The sequence below is a fragment of the Mesorhizobium sp. M0166 genome, assembly GCF_040322255.1.
Lineage (GTDB): Bacteria > Pseudomonadota > Alphaproteobacteria > Rhizobiales > Rhizobiaceae > Mesorhizobium.
Window position 1 is genome coordinate 180,189 of the sequence record NZ_JAMYTD010000004.1, and the last position, 23,595, is coordinate 203,783.

22 protein-coding genes are annotated in these 23,595 nt (G+C 63.5%); 7 read left to right on the forward strand and 15 right to left on the reverse strand.

Going from position 1 to position 23,595, the window contains the following annotated elements:
- Positions 1-38: 38 nt before the first annotated feature.
- From NKJ46_RS07485 to gcvA (NKJ46_RS07500), 4 genes are all read right to left on the reverse strand, one after another.
- Entirely contained in the window at positions 39-1,343 is a 1,305-nt protein-coding gene (locus NKJ46_RS07485) for an ABC transporter substrate-binding protein (RefSeq protein ID WP_352663656.1), read from the reverse strand.
- A 161-nt stretch (positions 1,344-1,504) separates the two neighbouring features.
- On the reverse strand, positions 1,505-2,938 hold the full coding sequence (locus NKJ46_RS07490; protein WP_352663658.1) for a hypothetical protein: 1,434 nt from the start codon (positions 2,936-2,938) through the stop codon (positions 1,505-1,507).
- 171 nt (positions 2,939-3,109) lie between these two features.
- Positions 3,110-4,414, reverse strand: a complete 1,305-nt coding sequence (gene pncB, locus NKJ46_RS07495) for a nicotinate phosphoribosyltransferase (RefSeq protein WP_352663660.1) — start codon at positions 4,412-4,414, stop codon at positions 3,110-3,112.
- Between the two features lie 192 nt (positions 4,415-4,606).
- A complete protein-coding gene (gene gcvA, locus NKJ46_RS07500) occupies positions 4,607-5,581 on the reverse strand; it encodes a transcriptional regulator GcvA (protein ID WP_352663662.1) in 975 nt (324 codons plus the stop codon).
- Positions 5,582-5,763: 182 nt separating this feature from the next.
- On the opposite strand from gcvA (NKJ46_RS07500), the gene speB reads away from it, so the two are divergent.
- The 4 genes from speB to NKJ46_RS07520 all read left to right on the forward strand — a co-directional run bounded on the left by speB (position 5,764) and on the right by NKJ46_RS07520 (position 9,091).
- Entirely contained in the window at positions 5,764-6,825 is a 1,062-nt protein-coding gene (speB, locus tag NKJ46_RS07505) for an agmatinase (protein ID WP_352663664.1), read from the forward strand.
- A 137-nt stretch (positions 6,826-6,962) separates the two neighbouring features.
- Positions 6,963-7,772, forward strand: a complete 810-nt coding sequence (locus tag NKJ46_RS07510; protein WP_031195178.1) for a transporter substrate-binding domain-containing protein — start codon at positions 6,963-6,965, stop codon at positions 7,770-7,772.
- 6 nt (positions 7,773-7,778) lie between these two features.
- A complete protein-coding gene (locus NKJ46_RS07515) occupies positions 7,779-8,447 on the forward strand; it encodes an amino acid ABC transporter permease (protein ID WP_352663666.1) in 669 nt (222 codons plus the stop codon).
- On the forward strand, positions 8,444-9,091 hold the full coding sequence (locus NKJ46_RS07520; protein ID WP_292662377.1) for an amino acid ABC transporter permease: 648 nt from the start codon (positions 8,444-8,446) through the stop codon (positions 9,089-9,091). The genes NKJ46_RS07515 and NKJ46_RS07520 overlap by 4 nt, the downstream gene beginning before the upstream one ends.
- Before the next feature lie 16 nt (positions 9,092-9,107).
- Here NKJ46_RS07520 and NKJ46_RS07525 read toward each other — a convergent pair whose 3' ends face one another.
- Positions 9,108-10,511, reverse strand: a complete 1,404-nt coding sequence (locus NKJ46_RS07525) for an MATE family efflux transporter (RefSeq protein ID WP_352663668.1) — start codon at positions 10,509-10,511, stop codon at positions 9,108-9,110.
- Positions 10,512-10,745: 234 nt separating this feature from the next.
- On the opposite strand from NKJ46_RS07525, the gene NKJ46_RS07530 reads away from it, so the two are divergent.
- Entirely contained in the window at positions 10,746-11,327 is a 582-nt protein-coding gene (locus NKJ46_RS07530) for a histidine phosphatase family protein (protein ID WP_352663947.1), read from the forward strand.
- 21 nt (positions 11,328-11,348) lie between these two features.
- On the opposite strand, the gene NKJ46_RS07535 is transcribed toward NKJ46_RS07530, so the two are convergent.
- The 9 genes from NKJ46_RS07535 to gcvA (NKJ46_RS07575) all read right to left on the reverse strand — a co-directional run bounded on the left by NKJ46_RS07535 (position 11,349) and on the right by gcvA (NKJ46_RS07575) (position 21,269).
- Positions 11,349-12,935, reverse strand: coding sequence for an FGGY-family carbohydrate kinase (locus NKJ46_RS07535; RefSeq protein ID WP_352663670.1), 1,587 nt, complete (start codon positions 12,933-12,935; stop codon positions 11,349-11,351).
- Positions 12,932-13,615, reverse strand: coding sequence for an HAD family hydrolase (locus NKJ46_RS07540; protein WP_352663672.1), 684 nt, complete (start codon positions 13,613-13,615; stop codon positions 12,932-12,934). Before NKJ46_RS07540 ends, NKJ46_RS07535 begins: the two co-directional genes overlap by 4 nt.
- A gap of 15 nt (positions 13,616-13,630) precedes the next feature.
- Positions 13,631-15,109 carry a mannitol dehydrogenase family protein gene (locus tag NKJ46_RS07545; protein ID WP_352663674.1) on the reverse strand — a complete coding sequence of 493 codons (1,479 nt, stop codon included), beginning with the start codon at positions 15,107-15,109 and terminating at the stop codon, positions 13,631-13,633.
- A 72-nt stretch (positions 15,110-15,181) separates the two neighbouring features.
- Positions 15,182-15,952 carry an L-iditol 2-dehydrogenase gene (locus tag NKJ46_RS07550; protein ID WP_352663676.1) on the reverse strand — a complete coding sequence of 257 codons (771 nt, stop codon included), beginning with the start codon at positions 15,950-15,952 and terminating at the stop codon, positions 15,182-15,184.
- The gene (locus tag NKJ46_RS07555) at positions 15,949-16,953 is read right to left on the reverse strand and encodes an ABC transporter ATP-binding protein (protein ID WP_352663678.1); all 1,005 of its coding nucleotides are present in this window, start codon (positions 16,951-16,953) and stop codon (positions 15,949-15,951) included. Before NKJ46_RS07555 ends, NKJ46_RS07550 begins: the two co-directional genes overlap by 4 nt.
- 51 nt (positions 16,954-17,004) lie before the next feature.
- Positions 17,005-17,829: a carbohydrate ABC transporter permease gene (locus tag NKJ46_RS07560; protein ID WP_352663680.1), complete on the reverse strand. Its 825-nt coding sequence runs from the start codon at positions 17,827-17,829 to the stop codon at positions 17,005-17,007.
- 11 nt (positions 17,830-17,840) lie between these two features.
- Positions 17,841-18,713: a carbohydrate ABC transporter permease gene (locus NKJ46_RS07565; RefSeq protein WP_352663682.1), complete on the reverse strand. Its 873-nt coding sequence runs from the start codon at positions 18,711-18,713 to the stop codon at positions 17,841-17,843.
- A gap of 120 nt (positions 18,714-18,833) precedes the next feature.
- A complete protein-coding gene (locus tag NKJ46_RS07570; protein ID WP_352663684.1) occupies positions 18,834-20,144 on the reverse strand; it encodes an ABC transporter substrate-binding protein in 1,311 nt (436 codons plus the stop codon).
- 213 nt (positions 20,145-20,357) lie between these two features.
- Positions 20,358-21,269, reverse strand: a complete 912-nt coding sequence (gene gcvA / locus NKJ46_RS07575; protein ID WP_352663686.1) for a transcriptional regulator GcvA — start codon at positions 21,267-21,269, stop codon at positions 20,358-20,360.
- Positions 21,270-21,379: 110 nt separating this feature from the next.
- On the opposite strand from gcvA (NKJ46_RS07575), the gene NKJ46_RS07580 reads away from it, so the two are divergent.
- Positions 21,380-21,565, forward strand: coding sequence for a hypothetical protein (locus NKJ46_RS07580; RefSeq protein WP_352663688.1), 186 nt, complete (start codon positions 21,380-21,382; stop codon positions 21,563-21,565).
- A 74-nt stretch (positions 21,566-21,639) separates the two neighbouring features.
- Here NKJ46_RS07580 and NKJ46_RS07585 read toward each other — a convergent pair whose 3' ends face one another.
- Positions 21,640-22,599 carry a sugar-binding transcriptional regulator gene (locus NKJ46_RS07585; RefSeq protein ID WP_352663690.1) on the reverse strand — a complete coding sequence of 320 codons (960 nt, stop codon included), beginning with the start codon at positions 22,597-22,599 and terminating at the stop codon, positions 21,640-21,642.
- Positions 22,600-22,960: 361 nt separating this feature from the next.
- Here NKJ46_RS07585 and NKJ46_RS07590 point away from each other — a divergent pair, with 361 nt between their 5' ends.
- Positions 22,961-23,593, forward strand: a complete 633-nt coding sequence (locus NKJ46_RS07590) for an HAD family hydrolase (RefSeq protein WP_352663692.1) — start codon at positions 22,961-22,963, stop codon at positions 23,591-23,593.
- Positions 23,594-23,595: the final 2 nt, after the last annotated feature.

The window sequence follows — 23,595 nt, forward strand, 5'->3', positions numbered from 1 at the left end:
GGGTGTCTTGGCGCTCACGCTTGCTGCAGCAGCCAAGCTCACAGCGCCTGCGTGGTGTAATCCCCTTCCGGCTCGTAGAGGCCGTCCTCGATCTTGGTCTTGTGGACGACATTCAGCCGGCCGCCTTCGACCTTGGAGATGTTCTGGATACCAAAACACTGGTGGATCTTGCCGTTGAATGTTTTCGGCCCCTGCGGGTGCTCGGGCCCCTCGGCGAACTCGGTCAACGCCTCGGTCGCCTCGACCAGCTTGGCGCGGTCTTCCGGGCCCTTGTAGCCGGCATCCTCCATCGCCTTCTTGACGACGTAGAGCGTTTCCCAGCAGCCGAACATGTGCGCGGCGGTGGAGACGTCCTTGGGATCGCCGATGGCGGCACCATTGTCGTCGATGCCGACGGCGGCGCGGTAGGCTTTCTGCGCAGGGGAGTCATCGGGCTGCGCATAACGCGGCGAACCTTCCCAGAAATGGCTGCCGTCGAGGAATTCGAGGCCGGGGCTGCTGATGTCGGTAGCTTCGAGCGAATCGATGAAGCCGAACAGCTGCGGCCGGTTGGAGCCGTAGAACTCGCCGAGCTCCTTGACGAAGGTGAGCACCGCCGGGCCGACCATGACATGGTAGATCACCTCGGTCTCCGCGGGGATCTGCGGGAAATATTTGGTGAAGGAGGATTCCGTCGGCGGAATCGCGATCTGCGCAATCACCTCGGCGCCTTGCGCCTTCAGCGCCGGCGGCAGGTAGTCGCGATGGTCGTAGCCGAAAGCGAAATCGGGGAAGATCTGCGTCACCTTCTTGCCGGCGTTGGCGGCAATCCACGGCGCCATCGACTGGATCTGGCTCTTCACATCGGTGATACCGGGCTGGAAGACGTAGCGGTTCAATTTGGTCGAGGCGACGTGGTGGCCTTCGCTAACGACGAAATAAGGCATCTTGGCCTCGCCGGCGGCCGGCGCCGAGCCGATGACGACATGCGAAAACAACGTACCGTAGACGATGTCGGTCTTGTGCTGGGAGGCGAACTTGCCGACGACTTCGGCGCCGCGGCCGGGATCGGTGCCGTCATCCTCGATGATCACCTCGACCGGCCGGCCGTTGATGCCGCCGGCATCGTTGATCGCCTTGACCGCAGCCGCCGTGGTCTTCTCGTACCAGCGGCCATAGGCGGCGCCGATACCGGTGCGGTGCGACTGGAAGCCGATCTTGATCGGCGCCGAGCTCTGCGCCTGGCTGTAACGCACGAAACCCGGCGCGACGGCAAGACCGGCGCCGGCGGCAAGGCCTTTCAGCGCCGTGCGGCGGGTGAGAGCGGATCTGGAGAGATCGAAAAACCCATTCTTGTCAGTCACGGCAGTTCCCCTTGTTTTTGAGCTTTGACCAATGGCTGTAGCAGGCAGGCCACTCTGTTAAGAGGGGCGAAAATTGCATGTGTACAAACTAAATCACCAAAGCTCTGACGTGGCAAGCGAGCTTTCCCCAAGGTTCGATTGACGGGCATCGCACACGTCGTTCATCCGGCGCTCGGCGTCGCAAGCAGCCACAGGCCGAGGACGGTATAGGCGATCATCAGCACGGTGAGCGGGAACTGGCTGAGCGTGGCGCGTGCGGGAACGGGATGCAGCCGCCAGGCCAAGCCATGGGCGACAAGCACTGCAAGCATGTGGCCTGCTATGATGACGCCGGCCTGGAGGTTCCACAGCCACCACGCCGAACCGGCGCCGGCGACGACGCCGGCTTCAATTGACATGTCGGCGCTACCGAACAGGTTCCAGCCCTGCGCAAACGGGTCGGAGAGAGCGGCAATCGCATATTGGCCGTCGACCAGCAGCGCCGTCAGATAATGCGCGAAGTGGTAGGCGAGCGCGATCGGTACGATCGACCAGACCAAAAGCCCGGCGGCGTGACCGAGCGAATGCTTGCTGCCGGCAAGGTGCAGGCCAAGAAAGACGGCGAACGCGAACACGGCCGCAAGCACGGCAAAGGTCAGCACAAGGCCGAAACTGCCGATGCCAATCAAAGCGGTGCGTCCAGGGAACTCCAGCGGATTGATGCCGAACCAGCCTAGCCAGAAGAAGGTTTTCGACAGGCCGTCGAAGGACACAGACGACAGCGCAAGCAGCAGGAAAGCGACGCCGCTGAGCGGTAGCGGCGCGGCACCAAGCAGCTTGGCGCCCGGCCAGCAGAGTTTGAGCCGGCCGTCTGCACTACGCTCGACGATGGCGAAGCGCGCCACCACCGAAAAGAACACGGTCAGGAACTCACCGCGCAGGCTCCAGTCGCGGTAGCCGAAGACCTGCATGGCGGCAAAGCTCAGCAGCCAATAGGCGCCGGCGGCCCAGGCCAGCCGCGCCGGATCGTCGGGCGCCGGGTCGATAAGCTCGAACCAGGCGAAGGCGAAGAACAGCATGAAAGCCGGCCAATAGCCGACCCACTGGGGGAGCAGATACGGCTGCGTTCTGCCGGACAGGCGCGAGGCGACGCGGCACGGCCCGTACCAGGGACTGAGCCACGACCAGAGATCGCCGGCGAGCCCCTGCAACAGAGCCAGGCCAACCCAGAGCAATGTCCATATGGTCAACGGCAGCGGGTTGGAAAGCGGGTCGCGGCTGCCGAACAGGCCGGCGGCAATGAGAATTGCAAAGCCGGCAAAGGATACCAGGCTGACGGCAGTCCGCGCTCCGTCGCCGAAGGCGAAAAGCGGCAGGCGTTTGCGCCAGAAGCGGTCGAGGGAGTCCGGCGGGAGTAGAGCCAGGATCAGGAAGCTCGCGGCAATGGCGAGCGCGCCGCCGGCGACATAGTAGCCGGTGGGAAGCAGCAGAACGTGGCCGCGGTCGGAGGCGTGGGCGAACGCGGGCGTGGGCAGGAATGCCAAGGAAGCGACGAGGCCAGGAATGGCTGACGAACAACAGCGCTCTACGGCGCCCCCCTCTGTCCTGCCGGACATCTCCCCCACTTGGGGGGAGATCGGCTGGCTGTGGGGTCGGCGCTTTTCTTGCAACATGCAAGATTGGCGAAAGCGGGGGTGATGGCCAATCTCCCCCCTCGTGGGGGAGATGTCCGGTAGGACAGAGGGGGGCGCGAAGGAACTCATACTACGCAAGAGTTCCCCACACCCTCACACCTTGACCAACTGCTCCACGCGGTCCTTCTGGCCGAAGATGCGCAGATAGCGCTCGATCTCTTTCTCGTAGCCTGTCGACTTGGCCGGATTGTCGGAAAGCTTGACCGCCGGCCTGCCGTTGGCTTCGGTGACCTTGCAGACCAGCGAGATGGCGTCTAGCCGGTTGGTCTCGGTCGGCGCGCAGCCCTCGAAATCGTTGGTCAGGTTGGTGCCCCAGCCGAAGGACATGCGCACCTTGCCGCGGAAGTGGCGGTAGGTTTCCTCGATGGTCTCGACCTCAAGCCCGTCGGAAAAGATGAGCAGCTTCTGCTTGGGGTCCCTGCCCTTTTCGCGCCACCAGGAAATGATCTTCTCGCCGCCCTCGATCGGCGGCGCGCTGTCGGGGCGGAAGCCGGTCCAGTCGGCGACCCAGTCCGGCGCATCGCGCAGGAAAGCCGTGGTGCCGAAGGTGTCCGGCAGCACGATCAGCAAATTGCCGCCGTAGTAGCGCTGCCAGTCCTGCAGCACGTTGTAGGGCGACTGTTTCAATTCCTTTTCCGAATTGGTGAGCGCGGCGAACACCATCGGCAGTTCATGCGCATTGGTGCCGAGCGCCTCGAGATCGTTGTCCATGGCGAGCAGCACATTGGAGGTGCCGGTGAAGGCCTCGCCGATGCCCTCCTTCAACGCTTCGACGCACCAGCGCTGCCACAGGAAAGAATGACGGCGGCGGGTGCCGAAATCCGAGATGCGGATGCCGGGCAGCGCCTTCAGCCGCTCGGTCTTGGCCCACATCTTGGCCTTGGCGCGGGCATAGAGCACGTCGAGCGCGAACGGCCCGAACGCCCGCATGGCCGCGCGAGATCGAAGTTCATTGATGATTGCCAGCGCTGGGATCTCCCACAGCGTCGTGTACATCCACGGGCCGCTGAAGGCGAGTTCGTATTGGCCGTCGCGCTTGGAGAGCTCGTATTCGGGCAGCCGGAAATTTTCCAGCCAGGCGAGGAATTCCGGTTCGAATATCTGCTTGCGGCCATAGAAGGTGTTGCCGCCGAGCCAGATCATCTCTTTCTTCGAGAAGCGCAAGGTGCGGGCATGGTCGAGCTGCTCACGCAGCTCCGTCTCGTCGATCTCCTCGGCAAGGCGGACCGAGGTGGTGCGGTTGATCAGCGAGAAGGTGGCGTCGACCTTGGGATACATGCCCCAGATCATCTGCAGCATCAGAAGCTTGTAGAAATCGGTGTCGAGCAAGCTGCGGACGATCGGGTCGAGCTTCCAGGTGTGGTTGTAGACGCGCCGCGCTATATCGGTCTTTGCCATCGCTCAATGCGCCTTCGCTGCTCGCTCTAGCTTTTGTCTAGCGCAATTCCGGACGGAAAACCGCCGCGCAGTTTTCCCGGAGTTGCTCCAAATGCCTCTTAGCATCGAATTTTTGAAAGCGCCTCCCGCTTTGCGGGCTGGCCCGACAAAAAGAAGCCCCTGCGGCAAGCGGCGCCTACGGCAGTTTCGGCCTCAGGATGCGGTTTTGGCGCCGACCACCTTGGGCGCTGGACGCTTGCGACGAGTGCCGATGCGACCCGCCACCGGCGCGTCGGCGCGGCGATCGGCCTGCTCTTTCTCGGCAAACAGCCAGCCGATGAACAATTGCACGATCGGCGCCGACCGCATCTCATTGCGGCAGACGACGTAGAAATCGTCGACCGCCGGCACGGAAAGGCTGAATGGCGCGACAAGCAGGCCCCTGGCGAGCAGCCCGCTTGCCGTCACTGTATCGCCGAGCGCCACGCCATGGCCGTGGACCGCGGCCTCGGTCGCCATGCGCGCGTCGCCAAGATGGTGGCGGCGGCCGCGCTCCAGGTCCAGCGCGTCAGCGGCGGCCAGCCAGGTGTGCCATTCGCGGCCGTCGTCGCCATGCAGGAAGACGTGATCGGCGAGGTCGCGGACGGTGCGGATCGGGCGGTTGTTGATCAGCGTCGGGCTGACCACCGGGAAAAGTTCGAGACCCGACCATTTGCGCATCCAGCAATCGGTCCAGCTGCCGTCACCATAGTGCACGCAGACATCGATATGCGGCGCGCGGACGTCCTTGGCGTCATTGGATGGGATCAGCGTCAGCCTGATATCCGGATATTGCGAGGTGAAGCTGCCCAGCCGCGGGATCATCCACAGCAACAGCAGCGCCGGCACGCAGGATATCGACAGCGCGCCGGTGCTGGCCGGCCTCGTCATGCGCTGCGTGGCGGCGGCTATGCCGTCGAAGGCGGTCGACACCGCCGGCAGCAATTCGGCGCCGTGCGGCGTCGGCTTCACCCGCTGGCCGGCACGCTCGAACAGCTTGACGCCCAACGATTGCTCGAGCGCCTTGATCTGATGGCTGATGGCGCCGTGGGTGACGTTGAGCTCAGCCGCCGCCTTGGTCAGCGAGGCGTGGCGCGCCGTCGCCTCGAAGGCGCGCAGCGGGTTGAGCGGTGGCAATCGCTTGGCCATTGGAACCTGAACTCTGTGAGATTTTCTCACAACAAACACCCTAACAATATCAATTGATTTTTCAATGCAGCTACAGGACACTTTGCCCAGGCATTGCATCAAGACGTGAAAACTGCAGGCAGCCGACGGCTGCGGCTATCGAGGCCGCCGTCCGCGCGCCTCACCAGCCATGGAGGACCGACATGGGTTACGACCGCGGCAAGCTCGAAGCGTTGCGCCGCAAATACGGCGAGAGCCATGGCGGCGAAATGTTCGACCCGAAATTCCAGCGTGTCGCCGACAAGATCTTCTCCAAGACCGGCACGCGGCTGGCGCCTTATTCCGGCATCCCGACCTTCCTCGCGGCGCCCTATCGCGAAATCGCCGCCGACAATCCGGATTTCGGCGATCTTCAGGTGGCGATGATCGGTGTGCCGATGGATCTGGGCGTCACCAACCGGCCGGGCGCCCGTTTCGGGCCAAGGGCACTGCGCGCCATCGAGCGCATCGGCCCCTACAACCATGTGCTGGAATGCGCGCCGACGCATGAGCTGAAGGTCGCCGACATCGGCGACGTGCCATTCCAGACCCGCTACCGGCTGGAGACCAGCCATGACGACATCGAACGCCGCACCAACCAGATCGTCGACGCCGGCGTGCTGCCCTTATCTGTCGGCGGCGATCATTCGATCAGCGACCCGATCCTGAAGGCTGTCGGCAAAAAGGCGCCGGTGGGCATGATCCATATCGACGCGCACTGCGATACCAGCGGCCTGTTCGACATGACCAAGTTCCACCATGGCGGGCCGTTCCGCAACGCGGTGCTGGACGGCGTGCTCGACCCGAGCCGCACTATCCAGATCGGCATTCGCGGCTCGGCCGAGTACCTTTGGGAGTTCACCTATGAGTCCGGCATGACCGTCGTGCATGCCGAAGAGGTGACCGGCCTCGGCATCCCCGCCATTATCGAGAAGGCGCGCAGGATAGTCGGCGACGGCCCGACCTATGTCTCCTTCGACATCGACAGCGTCGACCCGGCCTTCGCGCCGGGCACCGGCACACCGGAAGTCGGCGGGCTGACGACGCGCGAAGTGCTCGAGCTGCTGCGCGGCCTGAAAGGCCTCAACATCGTCGGCGGCGACGTCGTTGAGGTGGCACCGCAGTACGACGCAACCACCAACACGGCGCACGCCGGCGCGCAGGTGCTGTTCGAGATCCTCAGCCTGATGGTCTTCAGCCCGGCAATCACCGGCAAGGCGGGCTGACACGCTCGACCATGATCCCGAAAGTGGGAACCGGTTTCGGAGAGAAGATCATGGTCCACTAGAGAATCCAAAGGCGACCGCCGCGCTGGAGCCGGCGGTTGCACTCAAACAAACAAGCTTCCAGCAGGGGAATAAAAATGACACTTCACATGAAACTCAAATCATCTATCGCCGCCGTGCTGATGCTCGGTGCGGCCGGTCTTGGTTTCACCACCCAGGCCGTCAATGCCGACGCGATCGACGACATCGTCAAGGCCGGCGCCATCAATGTCGGCATCTTTTCCGATTTCCCGCCTTTCTCCTCGGCCAGCGCCGATATGAGCATCAAGGGCTACGACATCGACGTGGCGCAATCCATCGCCGACCAGCTCAAGGTCAAGCTCAATCTGGTCAGCGTGACCGGCCAGAACCGCATTCCGTACCTGACCGACAAGCGTGTCGACCTGCTGATGAGCGTCGGCTACTCCAAGGAGCGTGAGCAGGTGATCGATTTCGCCGCCGCCTACGCGCCCTACTACATCGCCGTGATCGGCCCTGCAGCACTTGCGGTCAAAGGCAAGGAAGACCTTGCCGACAAGTCGATCGCCGTCAATCGCGGCACGCTGGAAGACACCTCGCTGACCGAGGCAGCACCCGCCTCGGCCGACATCCGCCGCTTCGACAACTACAATTCCGTCATCCAGGCCTTCATTTCGGGCCAGACCCAGCTGATGGTGGTCGGCAACGATGTCGGCGCCCAGGTGCTCGCCCGCCAGGAGGCGCTGAAGCCGGAACAGAAATTCCAGCTTCTCACCTCGCCCTCGCATATCGGCCTCAACAAGAAGGAAGACCGCCTGAAGCAAGCGGTCAACGATGCGGTTGCCAAGATGCTGGCCGACGGCAAACTGGACGAAAGCTCGAAGGCCTGGCTGAAGACACCGCTCGATCCCGCCAATCTCAAGGATTGACGGCCAGTGACCTATAGCCTCGACTTCGGCTGGCTTGCCGGGGCGACAGGGGCGATCGCGCGCGGCGCGGCCACGACGATCCTGTTGATCGCCGTGACCACGCTGGCGGGAACCTTGCTCAGCATCCTCGGCGCCGCAGGGCGGCGGAACGGCCCGCTGCTGCTCAAGCGGGCGATCGGCGTCTATGTCGAGGTGATCCGCAACACGCCTTTCCTGGTGCAGCTGTTCTTCATCTTCTTCGGGCTGCCCAGCATCGGCGTCAGGCTCGATCCGGTGCTGGCAGCCATGTTGGCGATGACGCTCAACATGGCCGCCTACACGATCGAGATCGTTGGCGCCGGGCTCGACGCGGTGCCGCCCGGGCAGACGGAAGCGGCTCTCGCCCTTGGGCTCAGGCCGCGCCAGGTCTTCATCAAGATCGTGCTGCCGCAGGCGCTCAAGGTGATCTATCCGGCGCTGACCAGCCAGATCGTCATCATGATGCTGGAATCCGCCGTGGTGTCGCAGATCGCGGTGCGCGAGCTGACCTACGAAGCCGACATGCTGCAGGCACGCACGTTCCGGGCTTTCGAGACCTATTTCGTGGTGACGATGGTCTATCTCGCCCTGTCGATTGGGCTGCGCCGGCTGCTGGTCGGCGGCGGGCGCCGGCTTCTTGGAGCCGGCGTGTCATGATCGAATTCACCTTCTGGGACATTCTGCGCAACCTGCTGCTGGCGGCGCGCTGGACGGTGCTCTTGTCGTTGGCTGCCTTTGTCGGCGGCGCCGTGGTCGGCATGATCGTGCTGTTCTTCCGGATCGCCAAGAATAAATGGGCGCGGCGGCTTGCCTCCGGCTACATCGCGCTTTTCCAGGGCACGCCGCTGCTGATGCAGCTGTTCCTGATGTTCTTCGGCCTGCCGATGTTGGGCCTGCGCATCGAGCCGTGGACCGCGGCGGTGCTTGGCCTGACCTTCTTCGCCAGCGCCTATCTCGCCGAGATCTGGCGCGGCGGCGTCGATGCGCTGCCGCGCGGCCAGTGGGACGCCGGCGCCAGCCTCGGCCTGCACTATTTGCAGGAGCTCAGGCTGATCATCTTGCCGCAGGCGTTTTCGATCACCCGCGCGCCGACCGTCGGCTTTCTGGTGCAGCTGATCAAGTCGACCGCGCTGACCTCGATCATCGGTTTCGAGGAGCTGGTGAGGACATCCAACGCGATCAACAATGCGACCTTCGAACCGTTCAAAGTCTATGGGCTGGTAGCGCTGATCTTCTTCGTCATGTGCTTTCCGCTTACGCAATACGCACGTTCGCTCGAGCAGCGGGCGGCGGCCCGCTGAGCGGGCGACCAGCAATTCAACGCCCGAATACCAGAGGCGGCGCTATACGGTCGCGCCGCAGCCAGCGCCCCAGCAAGAGCGCGGCAACCACCGCCAGTCCCGACGACAGGCCGATCCAGATGCCGACGCCATTGAAGCCGAAACGGAAGGCCAGCAGCACGCCGAGCGGCAGGCCGATGCCCCAATAGCCGATCGCGGCATAGATCATCGGCACCTTAGTGTCGTGCAGGCCGCGCAGCATGCCGCTGGCCACCGCCTGCGCGCCGTCAAAAACCTGGAACAGCGCGGCAAAGGCGAGGAACGACACGGCAAGCGCCACCACCTCGGCATTCGCCGGATTGCCCAGGTCGATGAAGGCGCCGATCAGGAGATGCGGCCACAGGATCATCACCAGCCCCATCAGCGCCATGAAGGAGACACCGACGACATAGGCGGTCCAGCCAGCCCGGCTGACACCTTCCGGATTGCCGGCGCCGTGGGCAAGTCCGACGCGCACCGTCACCGCCTGGTTGAGGCCGAGCGGCACCATGAAGGTGATCGAGGCGATCTGGATGGCGATCGCATGGGCGGCAAGCGAAGCCGCATCGATCAGGCCCATGAGAAAGGCCGCCGCGTTGAAGATCGTCACCTCGAAGGCCAGCAGGCCCGCGATCGGCAGGCCGAGCCGCAGCAGGCCCTTGAAGCGCGGCCAGTCGGCCCGCCAGAAGCGTCCGAACAGACGATAGCGCCGAAATTTCTTCTCAAGCATCACCACCACCGCCATGCCGGCGAACATAAGTGTGCTGGACAGCGTGGTGGCAAGGCCGGAGCCGGCGATGCCCATCGATTGGATGCCGAGATTGCCGAACATGAACAGCCAGTTGAAAAAGGCGTTGCAGGCGACGGCAACGAAAACGATGATCAGTGCCCAGCCCGGCCGCTCCAGGGCCGAAATAAACGAGCGCAGGACGATGTAGCCGAAAAAGGGCAGCACCGCCCATTCAAGCCAGCGCAGATAGACGCCGGCCTGGTGCGCCAGCGCCGGTTCCTGACCCATGGCCAGCAACACGCTCTCGCCGTGCCAGAGAAGGACCCATATCGGAATGCAAATGAGGATCGCCAGCCACAGACCCTGGCGCACGGTGCGGCGCAGATCGCGCACCGAGTGGCGGCGACGGCCGAGCTCGGTCGCCATCATCGGCGAGGTCGCCAGCATCAAGCCGAGCCCAAAGATGAGCGGCATGAAATAGAGATTGGCGCCAAGTGCACCGCTGGCCAGCGTGTCCGGCCCCAGCCGCCCCATCATCATGACGTCGGTAGCGGTCATCGCGGTCTGGCCGAGATTGGTCAGCACCATCGGCCAGGCGAGCGCCAGCATCGCCCTGATTTCCCGACGCCAAAGGTTTTCCGGCGCGCGAGCGTCGGCTTCGATCGCAGACATTCTAGTTTTCCGCCTATCCGATTGCGGCACGTCGGCAAGAGCCGGAAGCCGCGTCTCAGCGCGGAAAATGGCCAAGATCGGCCGGATTCCGCATTACGACGGGTTTGTCTATCAAATGGGCACTGGTGGCAAGAGGCTGACTTGCGGAAGGGTTAAGCCAGTCTGCTCAACGCACGCTATTGGAGAGGCTATGGAAGCCGCTATGGTCACGGCGGATTCATTTGAAAAGGCACCCTGATGAGCGCGTTTCCCGAAATCTATCTGGTTCGGCATGGCGAGACGGAATGGAGCGCGTCCGGAAAACATACCGGCCGGACCGACATACCGCTGACGCCGGCCGGCGAGGACGCGGCGAGGCAACTCGTCGACCGGCTCAAGGGCCTGTCCTTCTCGGCGGTGTGGTCAAGCCCGTCGCAGCGCGCCTTCAACACCTGTGCGCTGGCCGGCTTCGGCTCGTCCGGCGTGAAGAATGACGATCTGGCGGAGTGGGATTATGGTGCCTATGAGGGATTGACCACCAAGCAAATCCTCGCCGAGCGTCCCGGCTGGCGGCTCTTTCGCGACGGCTGCCCGCGTGGCGAGTCGGCCGCGGATGTCGGCTCGAGGGCGGACCGGATCGTCAGCCAGTTGCGCGAGGCCGGCAGCAACGTCCTGGTCTTCTCAAGCTCGCATTTCCTGCGGGTGCTGGCCGCACGCTGGCTCGGCCTGCCGCCGCAAGGTGGCGCGCTTTTCGTTCTGGACACCGCCAGCATAAGCGTGCTCGGCTACGAGCACGATTTTGACGAACCGGTAGTCCGGCGCTGGAACCAGAGATAGCTGTCTCGAGGCCGTTCGGCCCTATCGGATCGCGTCCAGCGCGTGCCTTTGCCGATGCATTTCGAGAAACACGCGATAGTCGCGGTCGAACCGGCCGGCGGCAGCCGGATTGGGCTCGCGCGTCCTGCCGCCTTGCTGCATGGCGACGCAGGCGGCGTTCAAATCGGGAAAAAGTCGGGCCGCGGTGGCCGCAATCATGCCGGTGCCGAGCAGCACCGCTTCATCCGCCAGCGGCTCGACCACTGTGCAGCCGGTGGCGTCGGCATAGAGTTCCATCAATAGCGGGTTCTTGGTGTGGCCGCCGGTGACGTGCAGCGTGTCGATCAGATAGCCGTTTTCGTTCAGCGCTTCCAGCACATGGCGGACGCCAAGCGCGATGCTGACGGCGGTGCGCCAGTAGAGCTTGCACAGGCTGTCGAAGGAGGAATCCAGCGTCAGCCCGCTGATGACGCCGACGGCATGCGGGTCGGCGAGCGGCGAACGGTTGCCGTGAAAATCGGGCAGCACGTGCAGCCTGGCGGCGAGGTTGCCGCCCTCGGCGGCGCGCAGCTCGGCGACGCGGCGGGCGATCCTGGCATGCATGGCGGCATCCGGTTCGCCGCCGGCGCCGTGCCAGCGGATGATGTGATCGAGCAGCGCGCCGGTGGCCGACTGGCCGCCTTCTGACAGCCACAGACCGGGAAGGGCGGCGCCATAATACGGCCCCCAGACACCGGCGAAAGGCTGTGGGTCGGGCGACATCGCCATGACGCAACTCGAGGTGCCGGCGATCAGGGCCAGATGGCGGCCGATGTCCTTCGCGTCACCGGCGAAGCCGCCGAGCACGCCAAGCGCGCCGGCATAGGCATCGATGACGCCGGCGCCGACCCGGCATTTTTCGGTGAGGCCAAGCTCCGCCGCGGCTTGTGCGCCAAGCGGACCGATATCGGCGCCGACCGGGCTTGCCTTTCCCGGCAGATTGCCGTGCTCGAAAAGGTCGCCGAGCCCCACGGCTTCGAAGAAGTCGCGCCGCCAGCCGGTCTCTTCATGGGCCAGATAGGTCCATTTGGCGGTCAGCGTGCATTGTGAACGGGCGAGAGAGCCGGTCGCCTTCCAAGTGAGGAAGTCGGTGAGGTCGAATAGGTAGCCGGCTTCGTTCCATGTTCCGGGTAGGTTGCGCTTCAGCCACATCAGCTTGGGCGTCTCCATTTCCGGCGACATGACGCCGCCGATATAGTCGAGCACGGCATGGCCGCTTTCGGTGCATTCGTCGGCCTCGGCAATGGCACGATGGTCGAGCCAGACGATGGTGTCCCAGCGCCTTTCGCCAGTGACGGACACGCTGAGCTGGCCGCCATGCCGGTCCCGCACCACCAGCGAGCAGGTGGCGTCAAAAGAGATGCCGACGATATCCTCAGCCTTCACGCCGGCCTTTTCGCGGGCAGCGCGCACGGCCATGCACACTGCCGACCAGATATCCTGCGAATCGTGCTCGGCATGGTCGGCCTTCGGCTGTTGCATGGCGATCGGGTGCTCGGCGCGGCCGAGCAAGGCGCCACCGGTGTCGAGAATGCCGGCACGGGCGCTTCCGGTGCCGACATCGACCGCGCAAACGAAACTGTTGGTCAAGGTGTTCTTGCTCTCGCTCCCAGGCCTGCAATCAGATCGGGCAATTGCAGCATGTCAGCGAATATAAAGTCCGGCTCACTTGACGCAAGCCGCGCTTTCAATGCCGGGTTGCCGGTGTGCGAGCCGCCGGTGAAGGCAAGGACGCGCATGCCGGCCGCCCGCGCCGCTTCGATGCCGGCCGGGCTGTCCTCGACGACGAGGCAGTTTCGCGGGGCTGCTCTCATTTTATCGGCTGCATGGAGAAAGAGATCGGGCGCCGGTTTGCCCCGCGCCACCATGGCAGCGCTGAACAAATGCGGCTCCAGCAGCCCAAGCAACCCCGTGACCTGGAGCGCATAGCGGATCCGCTCCAGCGTGCCGGAGGAGGCGACGCAGCACGGCACGCCGAGCGTCGGCAGGACCTGTGCGATGCCTGGCATCGGTTTCAGCTCCTGGCGAAACTTGCGCATCAGTTCGGAGCGCATCTCGGTCAGATGCTGGTCGGTGAGATCGAGCCCGAAGTCGCTTGCGAGGATTTCGCGGACGCTCTTCATGCTCTTGCCGAGGAAGTGCTCGTAGGCAATGTCCTCGCTGACGTTGCCGCCGGCAAGCGCGATCATCTCCAGCAATGCCGAGACCGACAGCATCTCGCTATCCACCAGCACGCCGTCACAGTCGAAAATGACCAGTTCAGGCGTCATCGCGCTGGATCGGCTTCAGAGGTCGCCGGCGAGATAGCGCGTCAGTGTCGCGCGCGCGCCGTCCGCCCACAGCGATTTGAGCGCATGGGCGAACGCTTCGGCGAACGGCCGCGAGCGGCCGACATCGCCATAGATGTCTTCCATGGCAAGCCAGGCGGCAGGCATGTCCCTGGCCGCCTTGGCCGTCGCCTGCAGCCGGCCCCAGTTCGGGTCGTTGGGCTCGGTGACGGCACCGGAATCCGTCGTGCCGAAGCAGTAGCGACACCAGAGCGCAGATTCCAGCGCCAGGCCGGTGACGCTTTTGCCAGCCTTCAGCCGGTCGGCGATGGTCGGAATGATGAATTTCGGCTGGCGGTTGGAGCCGTCGAGGCAAAGCCGGCGTATGGTGTCGCCGATCTTCGGATTGGAGAAGCGGTGCTCGATAAGCTGGTAGTAATCTTCGAGGTCGGTGTCCGGAACCGGCGGCACGGTCGGGATGATTTCGTCATGCTCGAGCTTGTCGAGGAAGCCGCGTACCAGCGGCTCCTGCATTGCCTCATGGACGAAATGGATGTCCATCAGCCCGGCCGGATAGGCGATGGTCGCGTGGCCGCCATTGAGGATGCGGATCTTCATCAGCTCATAGGGCGCGACATCGCTGACGAACTGCACGCCGACCTTTTCCAGCGGCGGCCTTCCGTCGGTGAAACGGTCCTCCAGCACCCATTGCTTGAACGGTTCGCAAAACACCGGCCAATTGTCGTCGAGGCCGAACTCGCTGGAGAGAATGCCGCGCTCGCGGTCGGTGGTGGCCGGCGTGATGCGGTCGACCATGCCATTGGGAAAGGCAACGTTCTCGCTCACCCAGTTTGCCAAACCTTCGTCGATCAGCCGGGCAAGGCCGATGACGCCATCCGAGGTGACGTGGCCGTTATGGGGGATGTTGTCGCAGGACATGATTGTGAAGGGCACGATGCCGTCGGCGCGGCGGCGCACCAGCCCAGCGAGGATGAGCCCAAAAACGGTCTTCGGTGTCGCCCCGGGTTGCGCGTCGGCAATGATGTCGGGATGTGTCGGATTGAAGACGCCGGAAGCCGGATCGATGAAATAGCCACCCTCGGTGATGGTCAGGGAAACGATCTTGATCGCCGGATCGGCAAGCTGCTCGACGATTGCGGCCGCGTCGCCCGGCATGAGGAAATCGATCATGACGCCGGTGACGCGCGCGCTCATATGGCCGCTGTCCTGCTCGACCACGGTGGTCAGCCAGTCCTGCTCCTGCAACTTGCCGCGGCCGACCTTCTCGCCCTCGAAGACGCCGGCGCCGACGATTGCCCAGTCGTGGCCGACGCCCGAATTGAACAGGTCGTCAAGATAGACGGCCTGGTGTGAACGATGGAAATTGCCGACGCCGAAATGCACGATGCCGGCCTTGAGCGCGGCGCGATCATATTTCGGGCCGGCGACTTTGGGCGGCAGGTTGGCGAGGTTGGAAGAAGAGAGTTTCACGGTCATCTGCTTTTACCCTTTTGGCAGGACGGCTCTTCTCCCCGTGGAGGAGACGGGGAGAAGAGCGCCTTCGCCCCCTCAACTCATCCACTGGCCGCCATCGACATTATAGGTCTGGGCGACGATGTAGTCGGCCTCGTCGCTGGCCAGGAACACCGCCATGCCGGTGAGGTCTTGCGCCGTGCCCATGCGGCCATAAGGCACCGCTTCGCCGACCAGCCTCTTCTTCTCGCCCCTCGGCCGGTTCTCGAACTTGGCGAACAAGGCATCGACATGGTCCCAGTGCTCGCCGTCGACGACACCCGGGGCGATGGCATTGACGTTGATGCGGTGCTTGATCAGATCGAGCCCTGCCGACTGGGTCAAGGAAATGACCGCCGCCTTGGTGGCGCAGTAGACGGCGACCAGCGCCTCGCCGCGGCGCCCGGCCTGGCTTGCCATGTTGATGATCTTGCCGCCCTTGCCGCGGGCAATCATCGAACGGGCGGCGGCCTGCAGCGTAAACAGCGTGCCGGCGACGTTGACCGAAAACAATTTGTCGTAGCTTGTCTTGGTGATCTCGACGATCGGCGCCAGGTCGAACAAGGCAGCGTTGTTGATCAAGATATCGAGGCCGCCGGCCCTGGCTTCGACCGCCTTGACGGCCGCATCGATCGACGCGAGATCGGTGACGTCCAGCTTCACCGCGTAGGCGTTGCCGCCGATTTCCGAAGCCGTCTTCTCGGCGGCTTCGAGATTGATGTCGCCAATCGCGACCGTCGCCCCTTCGCGCACATAGGTTTCGGCAAACGCCCTGCCGATGCCGCGCGCCGATCCGGTAATCAGCGCCGATTTACCCCGGAGTCTCATTGCAGCATCGCCTTCCCGTCAGCGCCGAAACGATGCAGCTTGGTCTTGTCCGGCGTCAGGTAGATCGTGTCGCCGTGATGGACGGGCAATTCGCCGTCGGCGCGCACCGTCAGCGGCCCGACGCCATCCGCCTGGACGTGCAAGAACGTGTCGGAGCCGAGATGCTCGGCAACGCCGACCGTCGCCTTCCAGTCGCCTGACGTCTTCGAAATGTTCATATGCTCCGGGCGGATGCCGACTGTGTTGGCGCCATATTTGGCGGCCGGCGCGCCTTCGATCAGGTTCATCTTCGGCGAACCTATGAAACCGGCGACGAACAGGTTCTTCGGCATCTTGTAGAGCTCCATCGGCGAGCCGACCTGCTCGATATTGCCGGCATTGAGCACGACGATCTTGTCGGCCATGGTCATCGCCTCGATCTGGTCGTGGGTGACGTAGACCATGGTGGTCTTGAGCTGATGATGCAGCTCGCTGATCTCCAGCCGCATGGTGCCGCGCAGCGCCGCGTCGAGATTGGACAACGGTTCGTCGAACAGGAAGGCCGATGGCTGGCGCACGATGGCGCGGCCGATGGCGACGCGCTGCCGCTGGCCGCCGGAGAGCTGGCCGGGGCGGCGGTCTAGGTAGTTGGTGAGGTTCAAAATCCGCGCGGCGTCCTTCACCTTCTTGTCGATGGTGGCTTTGTCCTCGCCCGCCATCTTCAGCGGGAAAGCGATGTTCTTGGCCACCGTCATGTGCGGGTAGAGCGCATAGGACTGGAACACCATGGCCAGCTTGCGCTTGGCCGGTGCCTCGCCGGTGACGTCGCGGCCATCGATGTTGATGGTGCCGCCGCTGGTATCCTCCAGGCCAGCGATCAGACGCAACAGCGTTGACTTGCCGCAGCCTGACGGGCCGACGAAGACGACGAACTCGCCGTTCTCGATGACCAGGTCGAGGCCGGGAATGATGGATGTCGCCCCGAAGGATTTGGAGACGTTCTTGAGCGTGATGTTTCCCATGGTTTCCTCCCCCGAAGGGCTATTTCGTCGTTTTGCGTCAGGCAGTTTCCGTTACTTTACTGCCCCAAATGTCAGGCCGCGGACCAGCTGCTTCTGGCTGAACCAGCCCATGATCAGGATCGGCGCGATCGCCAGCGTCGAGGCGGCCGAAAGCTTGGCCCAGAACAGCCCCTGCGGGCTGGAGAAGGAGCTGATGAAAGCGGTGAGCGGCGCGGCCTCGGTGGTGGTCAGCCGGATTGTCCAGAACGCCTCGTTCCAGGCGAGGATGATGTTGAGCAGCATGGTCGAGGCGATGCCGGGCACCGCCATCGGCGTCAGCACGTAGATGATCTCGTTCCACAGCGACGCGCCGTCCATGCGCGCCGCTTCCAGGATCTCGCCCGGGATCTCGCGGAAATAAGTGTAGAGCATCCAGACCACGATCGGCAGGTTGATCAGCATCAGCATGACCATCAGGCCGATGCGGCTGTCGAGCAGACCGGTGTCGCGAAAGATCAGATAGATCGGGAACAGCACGGCGACGGCCGGCATCATCTTGGTAGAAAGCATCCACATCAGGATGTCCTTGGTCCATTTGCCTGGCGAAAACGCCATCGACCATGCCGCCGGTATGGCGACAAGCAGAGCCAGGATGGTCGAGCCGACCGACAGGAACACCGAGTTCAGGAAGAATTTGAAATAGCCGTTCTGCGCCTGGACCTCGGAATAGCTCTCCGTGGTTCCCGACGGGAACAGGTTGAAGCCCTGGATAGCCTCCTGCTCCGACTTGAACGAGGTGATGATCGTATAGAGGATCGGGAAGAAGATCAGCAGCGCGACGATCCAGGCGGCCGCGGTCGCGATCGTCTTGTGCTGGGTGGTGACTGCACGTGCCATCTTATCCTCCCTTATTTGTCCAGGTTCTTGCCGACCGCGCGCATGGCGAAGAAGGCGACGATGTTGGCGAGAATGACGGCAATGACACCGCCGGCGGATGCCTGGCCGATTTTGAACTCCAGCAACGCCTTCTGGTAGACGAGGAAGGGCAGGTTGGTGGAGGCGTAGCCGGGGCCGCCATTGGTGGTGACCAGGATTTCGGCATAGACCGACAACAGGAAAATCGTCTGGATCAGAATGACGACGGTGATGGCGCGCGACATGTGCGGCAGAGTCAAATAGATGAAGCGGCTGACGAAGCCGGCGCCGTCCATCTCGGCGGCTTCCTTCTGCTCGCCGTCGAGCGACTGAAGGGACGTCAAAAGGATCAGTGTTGCAAACGGCAGCCACTGCCATGCGACGATGATGATGATCGCCGTCATCGGATGCTGCCCGAACCAGTCGATCGGCTGCATGCCGAAGAAGCGCGCAATATCGGCAAACACGCCGTATTGCGGATGCATGATCATGTTCTTCCAGACCAGTGCCGCCACCGGCGGCATGACGAAGAACGGCGAGATGACGAGGATGCGTACGATGCCCTGTCCCCACATCGGCTGGTCGATCAGCAGCGCCAGCATGATGCCGCCGATCACCGTGATCAAAAGCACGCTGCCGACAAGGACAAGCGTGTTGAGGATCGACTGCAGGAATGCCGGGTTGGAGTAGAAAAGCGCGTAATTCGAAAAGCCGACGAAGCCGTCGCGGACGGGATTGAGCGGGTTGTATTGCTGGAAGGAGAACCAGATGGTGATGACCAGCGGGACAATCATCCAGACGAAGAGCAGCACCACGGATGGCGCCATCATGAAACGGGCAAGCGAACGGGTCTGCTGAGTAGCCATGACGGTCACCCTTCGAGGTCAGCCAAGTTTTCGGCGGTAAGAAGCTGGCCGCCCGAACTGGGAATTCGGGCGGCCGTTGCCGGTCATGATCGACGACCGGCATTCGGCACCGGGAGGAGCCTACTTGATATAACCGCCCTCGGTCATCGTCGCGGTGGCGGCGTCCTGGGCCTGCTTCAAGGCATCGTCGACGCTCGACTGGCCGGCGAGTGCCGCCGAGAAGAGCTGACCGACGGTGGTGCCGAGACCCTGGAACTCGGGAATGGCGACGAACTGGACGCCGACATAAGGCACCGGCTTGACCGTCGGATGCGTCGGATCGGCGGCGTTGATGGAGTCCAGCGTCATCTTGGCGAAGGGCGCCGCCTTCTGGTACTCGGCATTGGCGTAGAGCGAGGTGCGCGTGCCCGGAGGAGCGCTGGCCCAGCCTAGCTTGGAGGCGACGAGCTCGGAGTAATGCTTGCTGGTTGCCCAGGCCACGAACTTCTCGGCCGCGTCGGTCTTCTGCGTACCGGCCGGAACAGCCAGCGACCAGGCCCACAGCCAGTTGCCGCGCTTGCCGAGGCCATTGTCAGGCGCCAGCGCATAGCCAACCTTGTCGGCGACCTTCGAGCTCTTCGGGTCGGAGACCATGGATGCCGCGACCGTGGCATCGATCCACATGCCGCACTTGCCTTGCTGGAATAGCGCCAGGTTTTCGTTGAAGCCGTTGGACGAGGCACCCTCGGGGCCGTCGGCCTTCATCAGGTCGACATAGAATTGCAGCGTGCTCTTCCATTCGGGCTGGTCGAACTGCGGCTTCCAGTTCTCGTCGAACCAGCGTGCGCCGAAGGAGTTCGACATGGCGGTCAGGAAAGCCATGTTCTCACCCCAGCCGGCCTTGCCGCGCAGGCAGACGCCGTTCACGCCACTGGCTCGGTCGGTCATCTTGTCGGCGGCCTGCTTGATGAAGTCCCAGGTCGGTGCGTCGGGCATCTTCAGCCCGGCCTTATCCATCAGGTCCTTGCGGTACATGACGAAGGAGCTTTCGCCGTAGAAGGGCGCTGCGTAGAGCTTGCCGTCGACCGACAGACCGCCGGCGATGGCCGGCAGGATGTCCTTGGCGTCGTAATCGTCGCCGAGCTTGTCGAGCGGCAGCAGCCAGTTCTGCTTGGCCCAGATCGGAACTTCATAGGTGCCGATGGTCATCACGTCATACTGGCCGCCCTTGGTGGCTATGTCGGTAGTGACGCGCTCGCGCAGCACGTTCTCTTCCAGCGTGACCCAATTCAGCGTGATGTCGGGGTTCGCCTTGCTGAAGTCGTCCGTCAGCGTCTGCATCCGGATCATGTCGGCATTGTTGACGGTGGCGATGGTGATGGATTCGGCATGCGCGGCGAACGCGAGGGCGCTGGCCGAGAACAGGCCTAGGGTGAACGTGCGAAGTTTCATCAAAATTCCTCCCATAAACCAAGATGAGCATTTGCCTTGGCTGTGAGCAATTACTCACTCGCGCTGAATTATGTCAAGACGGATTCGTTGCTGCAGCGCAGCACGCCGGTCTGGTGCAGCGACAAGCCTGGGACGTTTGCGGCATGTCTGATGAAGGATTCGGCCGGGCTGATTGGGTCCGGAGCTTTGCTATCGGGCTTGCTGGGATTCAGCCTATTGGCAAGCGATCTCGCTCAGGATCCAATCGCGGAAGGCGCGGATCTTCGGCACGTTGCGCCGCGCCGTCGGATAGACCAGCCAATAGGCATGGCCGTCGTCACCAACCAGATCAAAGGGCTGGATCAGGCGGCCGTCGGCAAGTTCGGTCTTGAACAGCGCCTTGGTAACGATCGCCACGCCGTGGCCGGCAATCGCGGCATTGGCCTCATAGGCCTGTGCGCCCATGCTGGTGCCGGGGCGCTTGGCCAGCTCCTCGACCGGCAGGCCGGCGGCGGCGAACCAGTCCCGCCACCAGATGTCGCCGGGGTCGAGGATCGGCAGCCGCAGCAGGTCGGCCGGCTCCTTGACGCCGCCGATGCTTGCCGCGAGCTTTGGACTAAGAACGGGCGTGAAATCGGCCCTGAAAAGCATATGGGTCTCGACGCCCGGCCAGTTGCCGCCGCCGGAGCGGATGGCGATGTCGATATCCTCTCTGGCAAAGTCGACAACCCTGTTCGAGGTATCGACGCGCACCGCCAGCGACGGATGCGCGACCTGGAACGAACCGAGATGCTGCGCCAGCCAATTGGAGGCAAAGGTCAGCAGCGTCGAAACGCAAAGCACGCCGTCTGCGCCGGTGCGCGCGGCGGCATAGGCGCCGCTCAACAGCGCGAACGCTTCGCTGACCGCAGGTGCCAGGCGCTGGCCGGGTTCGGTCAGAACGATCTGTTTTGGTTGGCGCAGGAACAAGGGCGCGCCGATGCGCTCCTCCAGAAGCTTGATCTGATAGCTTGCCGCCGCCTGCGTCATGCCAAGCTCCTGGGCGGCCTTGGTGAACGAGAGATGCCGCGCCACCGCCTCGAACACCCGGATCGCCTGAAGCGGAGGAAGCTGCGAAATCAGCTGTCGTGAATTGAGCTCCGGCATAAGCCCTCCTTATGGGCAGTGATCGACGTTTGATTGGCGGCACCGGCCGGTCCTACCGATATTCCGTATTGAAGATCAATTACGCCTAGAGATAGTGAAGGCTGACGATCATGACCACGATACAGGAAAAGCTGCTTCTTGCTCCAGCCCATGGCTGGTTTTCACGGCTGGCGCGGGGATTGGCAGGGCACGCGGCGCGGAAACGGGCCTATCTCGACGTCCGGGAACTGCCGCCGCATCTGCAGCGCGACATGGGCTTCCTCGACGGCAACGATCCTTGCGGCCGGCACCAGTAATGTCGCTCGTTTTATCGGGGTTCAGATGCGTTTCGATTTCACATGATCGTTTCCGACCGCCAGCGGCTCGGAGATCATGCGCCCGCCAGCAAGGCGGCGGCGGTCCGCTCATCGGTGATGAGGCCGTTGACCAGCCGCCGGTTGACGGCGGCGAAGATGCCCGGCAGCTTGCGGTCGCCCATGGCAAGCGCGATCACCAGCGACTTTTCGCGCGACGGCAGCGGCGCCGACGACACCCGGTCGTTGGTGATGCCGTCGATCATGCGGCCGTCGCGATCGAATACCCAGCCGACGATCTCGGCGACGCCGCCGGCCTTCTGCAGCGCCTTTAATTCACCCTCCGAAATGAAGCCGTCCTCGTAAAGCGGCGCCTTCGGGCCGAGATCGCCGATGCCGACAAAGGTGACGTCGGCCTCGGCCGCGAGCGCCAGCGTCGGCTGGATCATCGGCTGGCTGAGCAGCATCTCGCGCTCCTCCGGCGAGGAGGCGATGACCGGCAAAGGCATCGGAAACGAGCGCGCCTTGACCCTGTCGGCCATGGTGAAGATGACGTTGTAGAAGGCGGCCGAGCCGTCCGGCGAGATGTTGCCGGTCAGCGATACCACCTTGTGCTGCGGGCATTCCATCGGCGGCAGCTGCTCGATCGCGGCCTTCAGCGTGCGGCCGGTGCCGATCGCCATGACAATCGGCGTCGGCGACCGCAGCCGCCGTTCGATCTCGGCCGCCGCCGCCTCGGCAACGCCGATGACGGTGGAGGAGGAAGCGGGATCGCTCGGTACCACCTCGACCAGATCAAGCGCAAAGCGCGATTTCAGCCGTGCCGCAACGTCGAGGCAATTGGCGATCGGATGGTCGACGCGCACCTTGATCAGCCCTTCGGAGACTGCGAGCGACACCAGCCGCTGCGCCGTCTGCCGCGAGATGCCAAGCGTGGCGGCGATCTGGTCCTGGGTGTTGCCGGCAACGTAATAGAGCCAGCCGGCGCGCGCCGCGTCGTCCAGCCTGTTGCCGCCGCTATCCTGCCGCGAATTCAAGTCCGTGCCTCCCAGCCCCGCCGAGCATATGAGGCGGAGCGCCGTAGTTTCGCAGGGAATGAACTTGCGCGCAATTGCCTATTGCAAGAGCAATTGCTTAGGGCTGAAACTTGGTGTTTGCAGCGAAGTGAGGGGGTCGAGCCAGCTCGTTGCAACTGCAAGGCTGTCGAGGTCGTACCAATCTCGGTTCTAAAGCGCGTCGCGTTCGATCGGCCTCATGTGACGCGCTTTAGGTTCTTTTTTATGCATGTCGTCATCGCAAAACCGCTGCACATTTTTGCGCGACATGCATTAGCGGGGACGCGGCGGTTTATCTCCCGCGCTAAACGCTTTAAGGGATTTTTTGTGAATGGAGCCTTGCATGACGCCGAAAGCGGTTTTCTGGGATATGGACGGCACGCTGGTCGACAGCGAGCCGCTGCACGAGGCAGCGCTGATTGCGGCGCTGCACAGCGTCGGCATCGCACCGCCGGCCAACTTGCACGAGCGGGTGCTCGGCATCGCCGCATGGCCGGTCTACGAAATGCTGCGCGACGAGTTCGGCCTCGACCTGCCTTTCGACGACTGGATCGTGCGCAAATACGATCACTATCTGCCGATGGCCGAAACGCTGATGCCACGCACCGGCGCGATCGAGATTTTCAATGAGCTGCGCGCGCTTGGCGTGCCGCAAGCGGTGGTGTCCAACTCGGACAGGCTGATCGTCGACGCCAATCTGCGCGCCGTCGGCCTTTTCTACCCCGGCATGAAGACCATCAGCCGCAACGACGTGCGCGAAGGCAAGCCGCATGCCGAACCTTTCCTGCGCGCCGCCTGGTTGGCCGACGTCGATCCCGCTGGGGCCGTGGCGGTCGACGACAGCGTGACCGGCGCCACGGCGGGGCTGGCAGCTGGAATGAAGACGATCTTCTGGCCAGAGGTGCCCATGGAGGGGCCGCCGGGCGCGATTGTCGTCAACACCGCCGACCAGTTGCGGGCCGAACTCGGGCTTTAGGC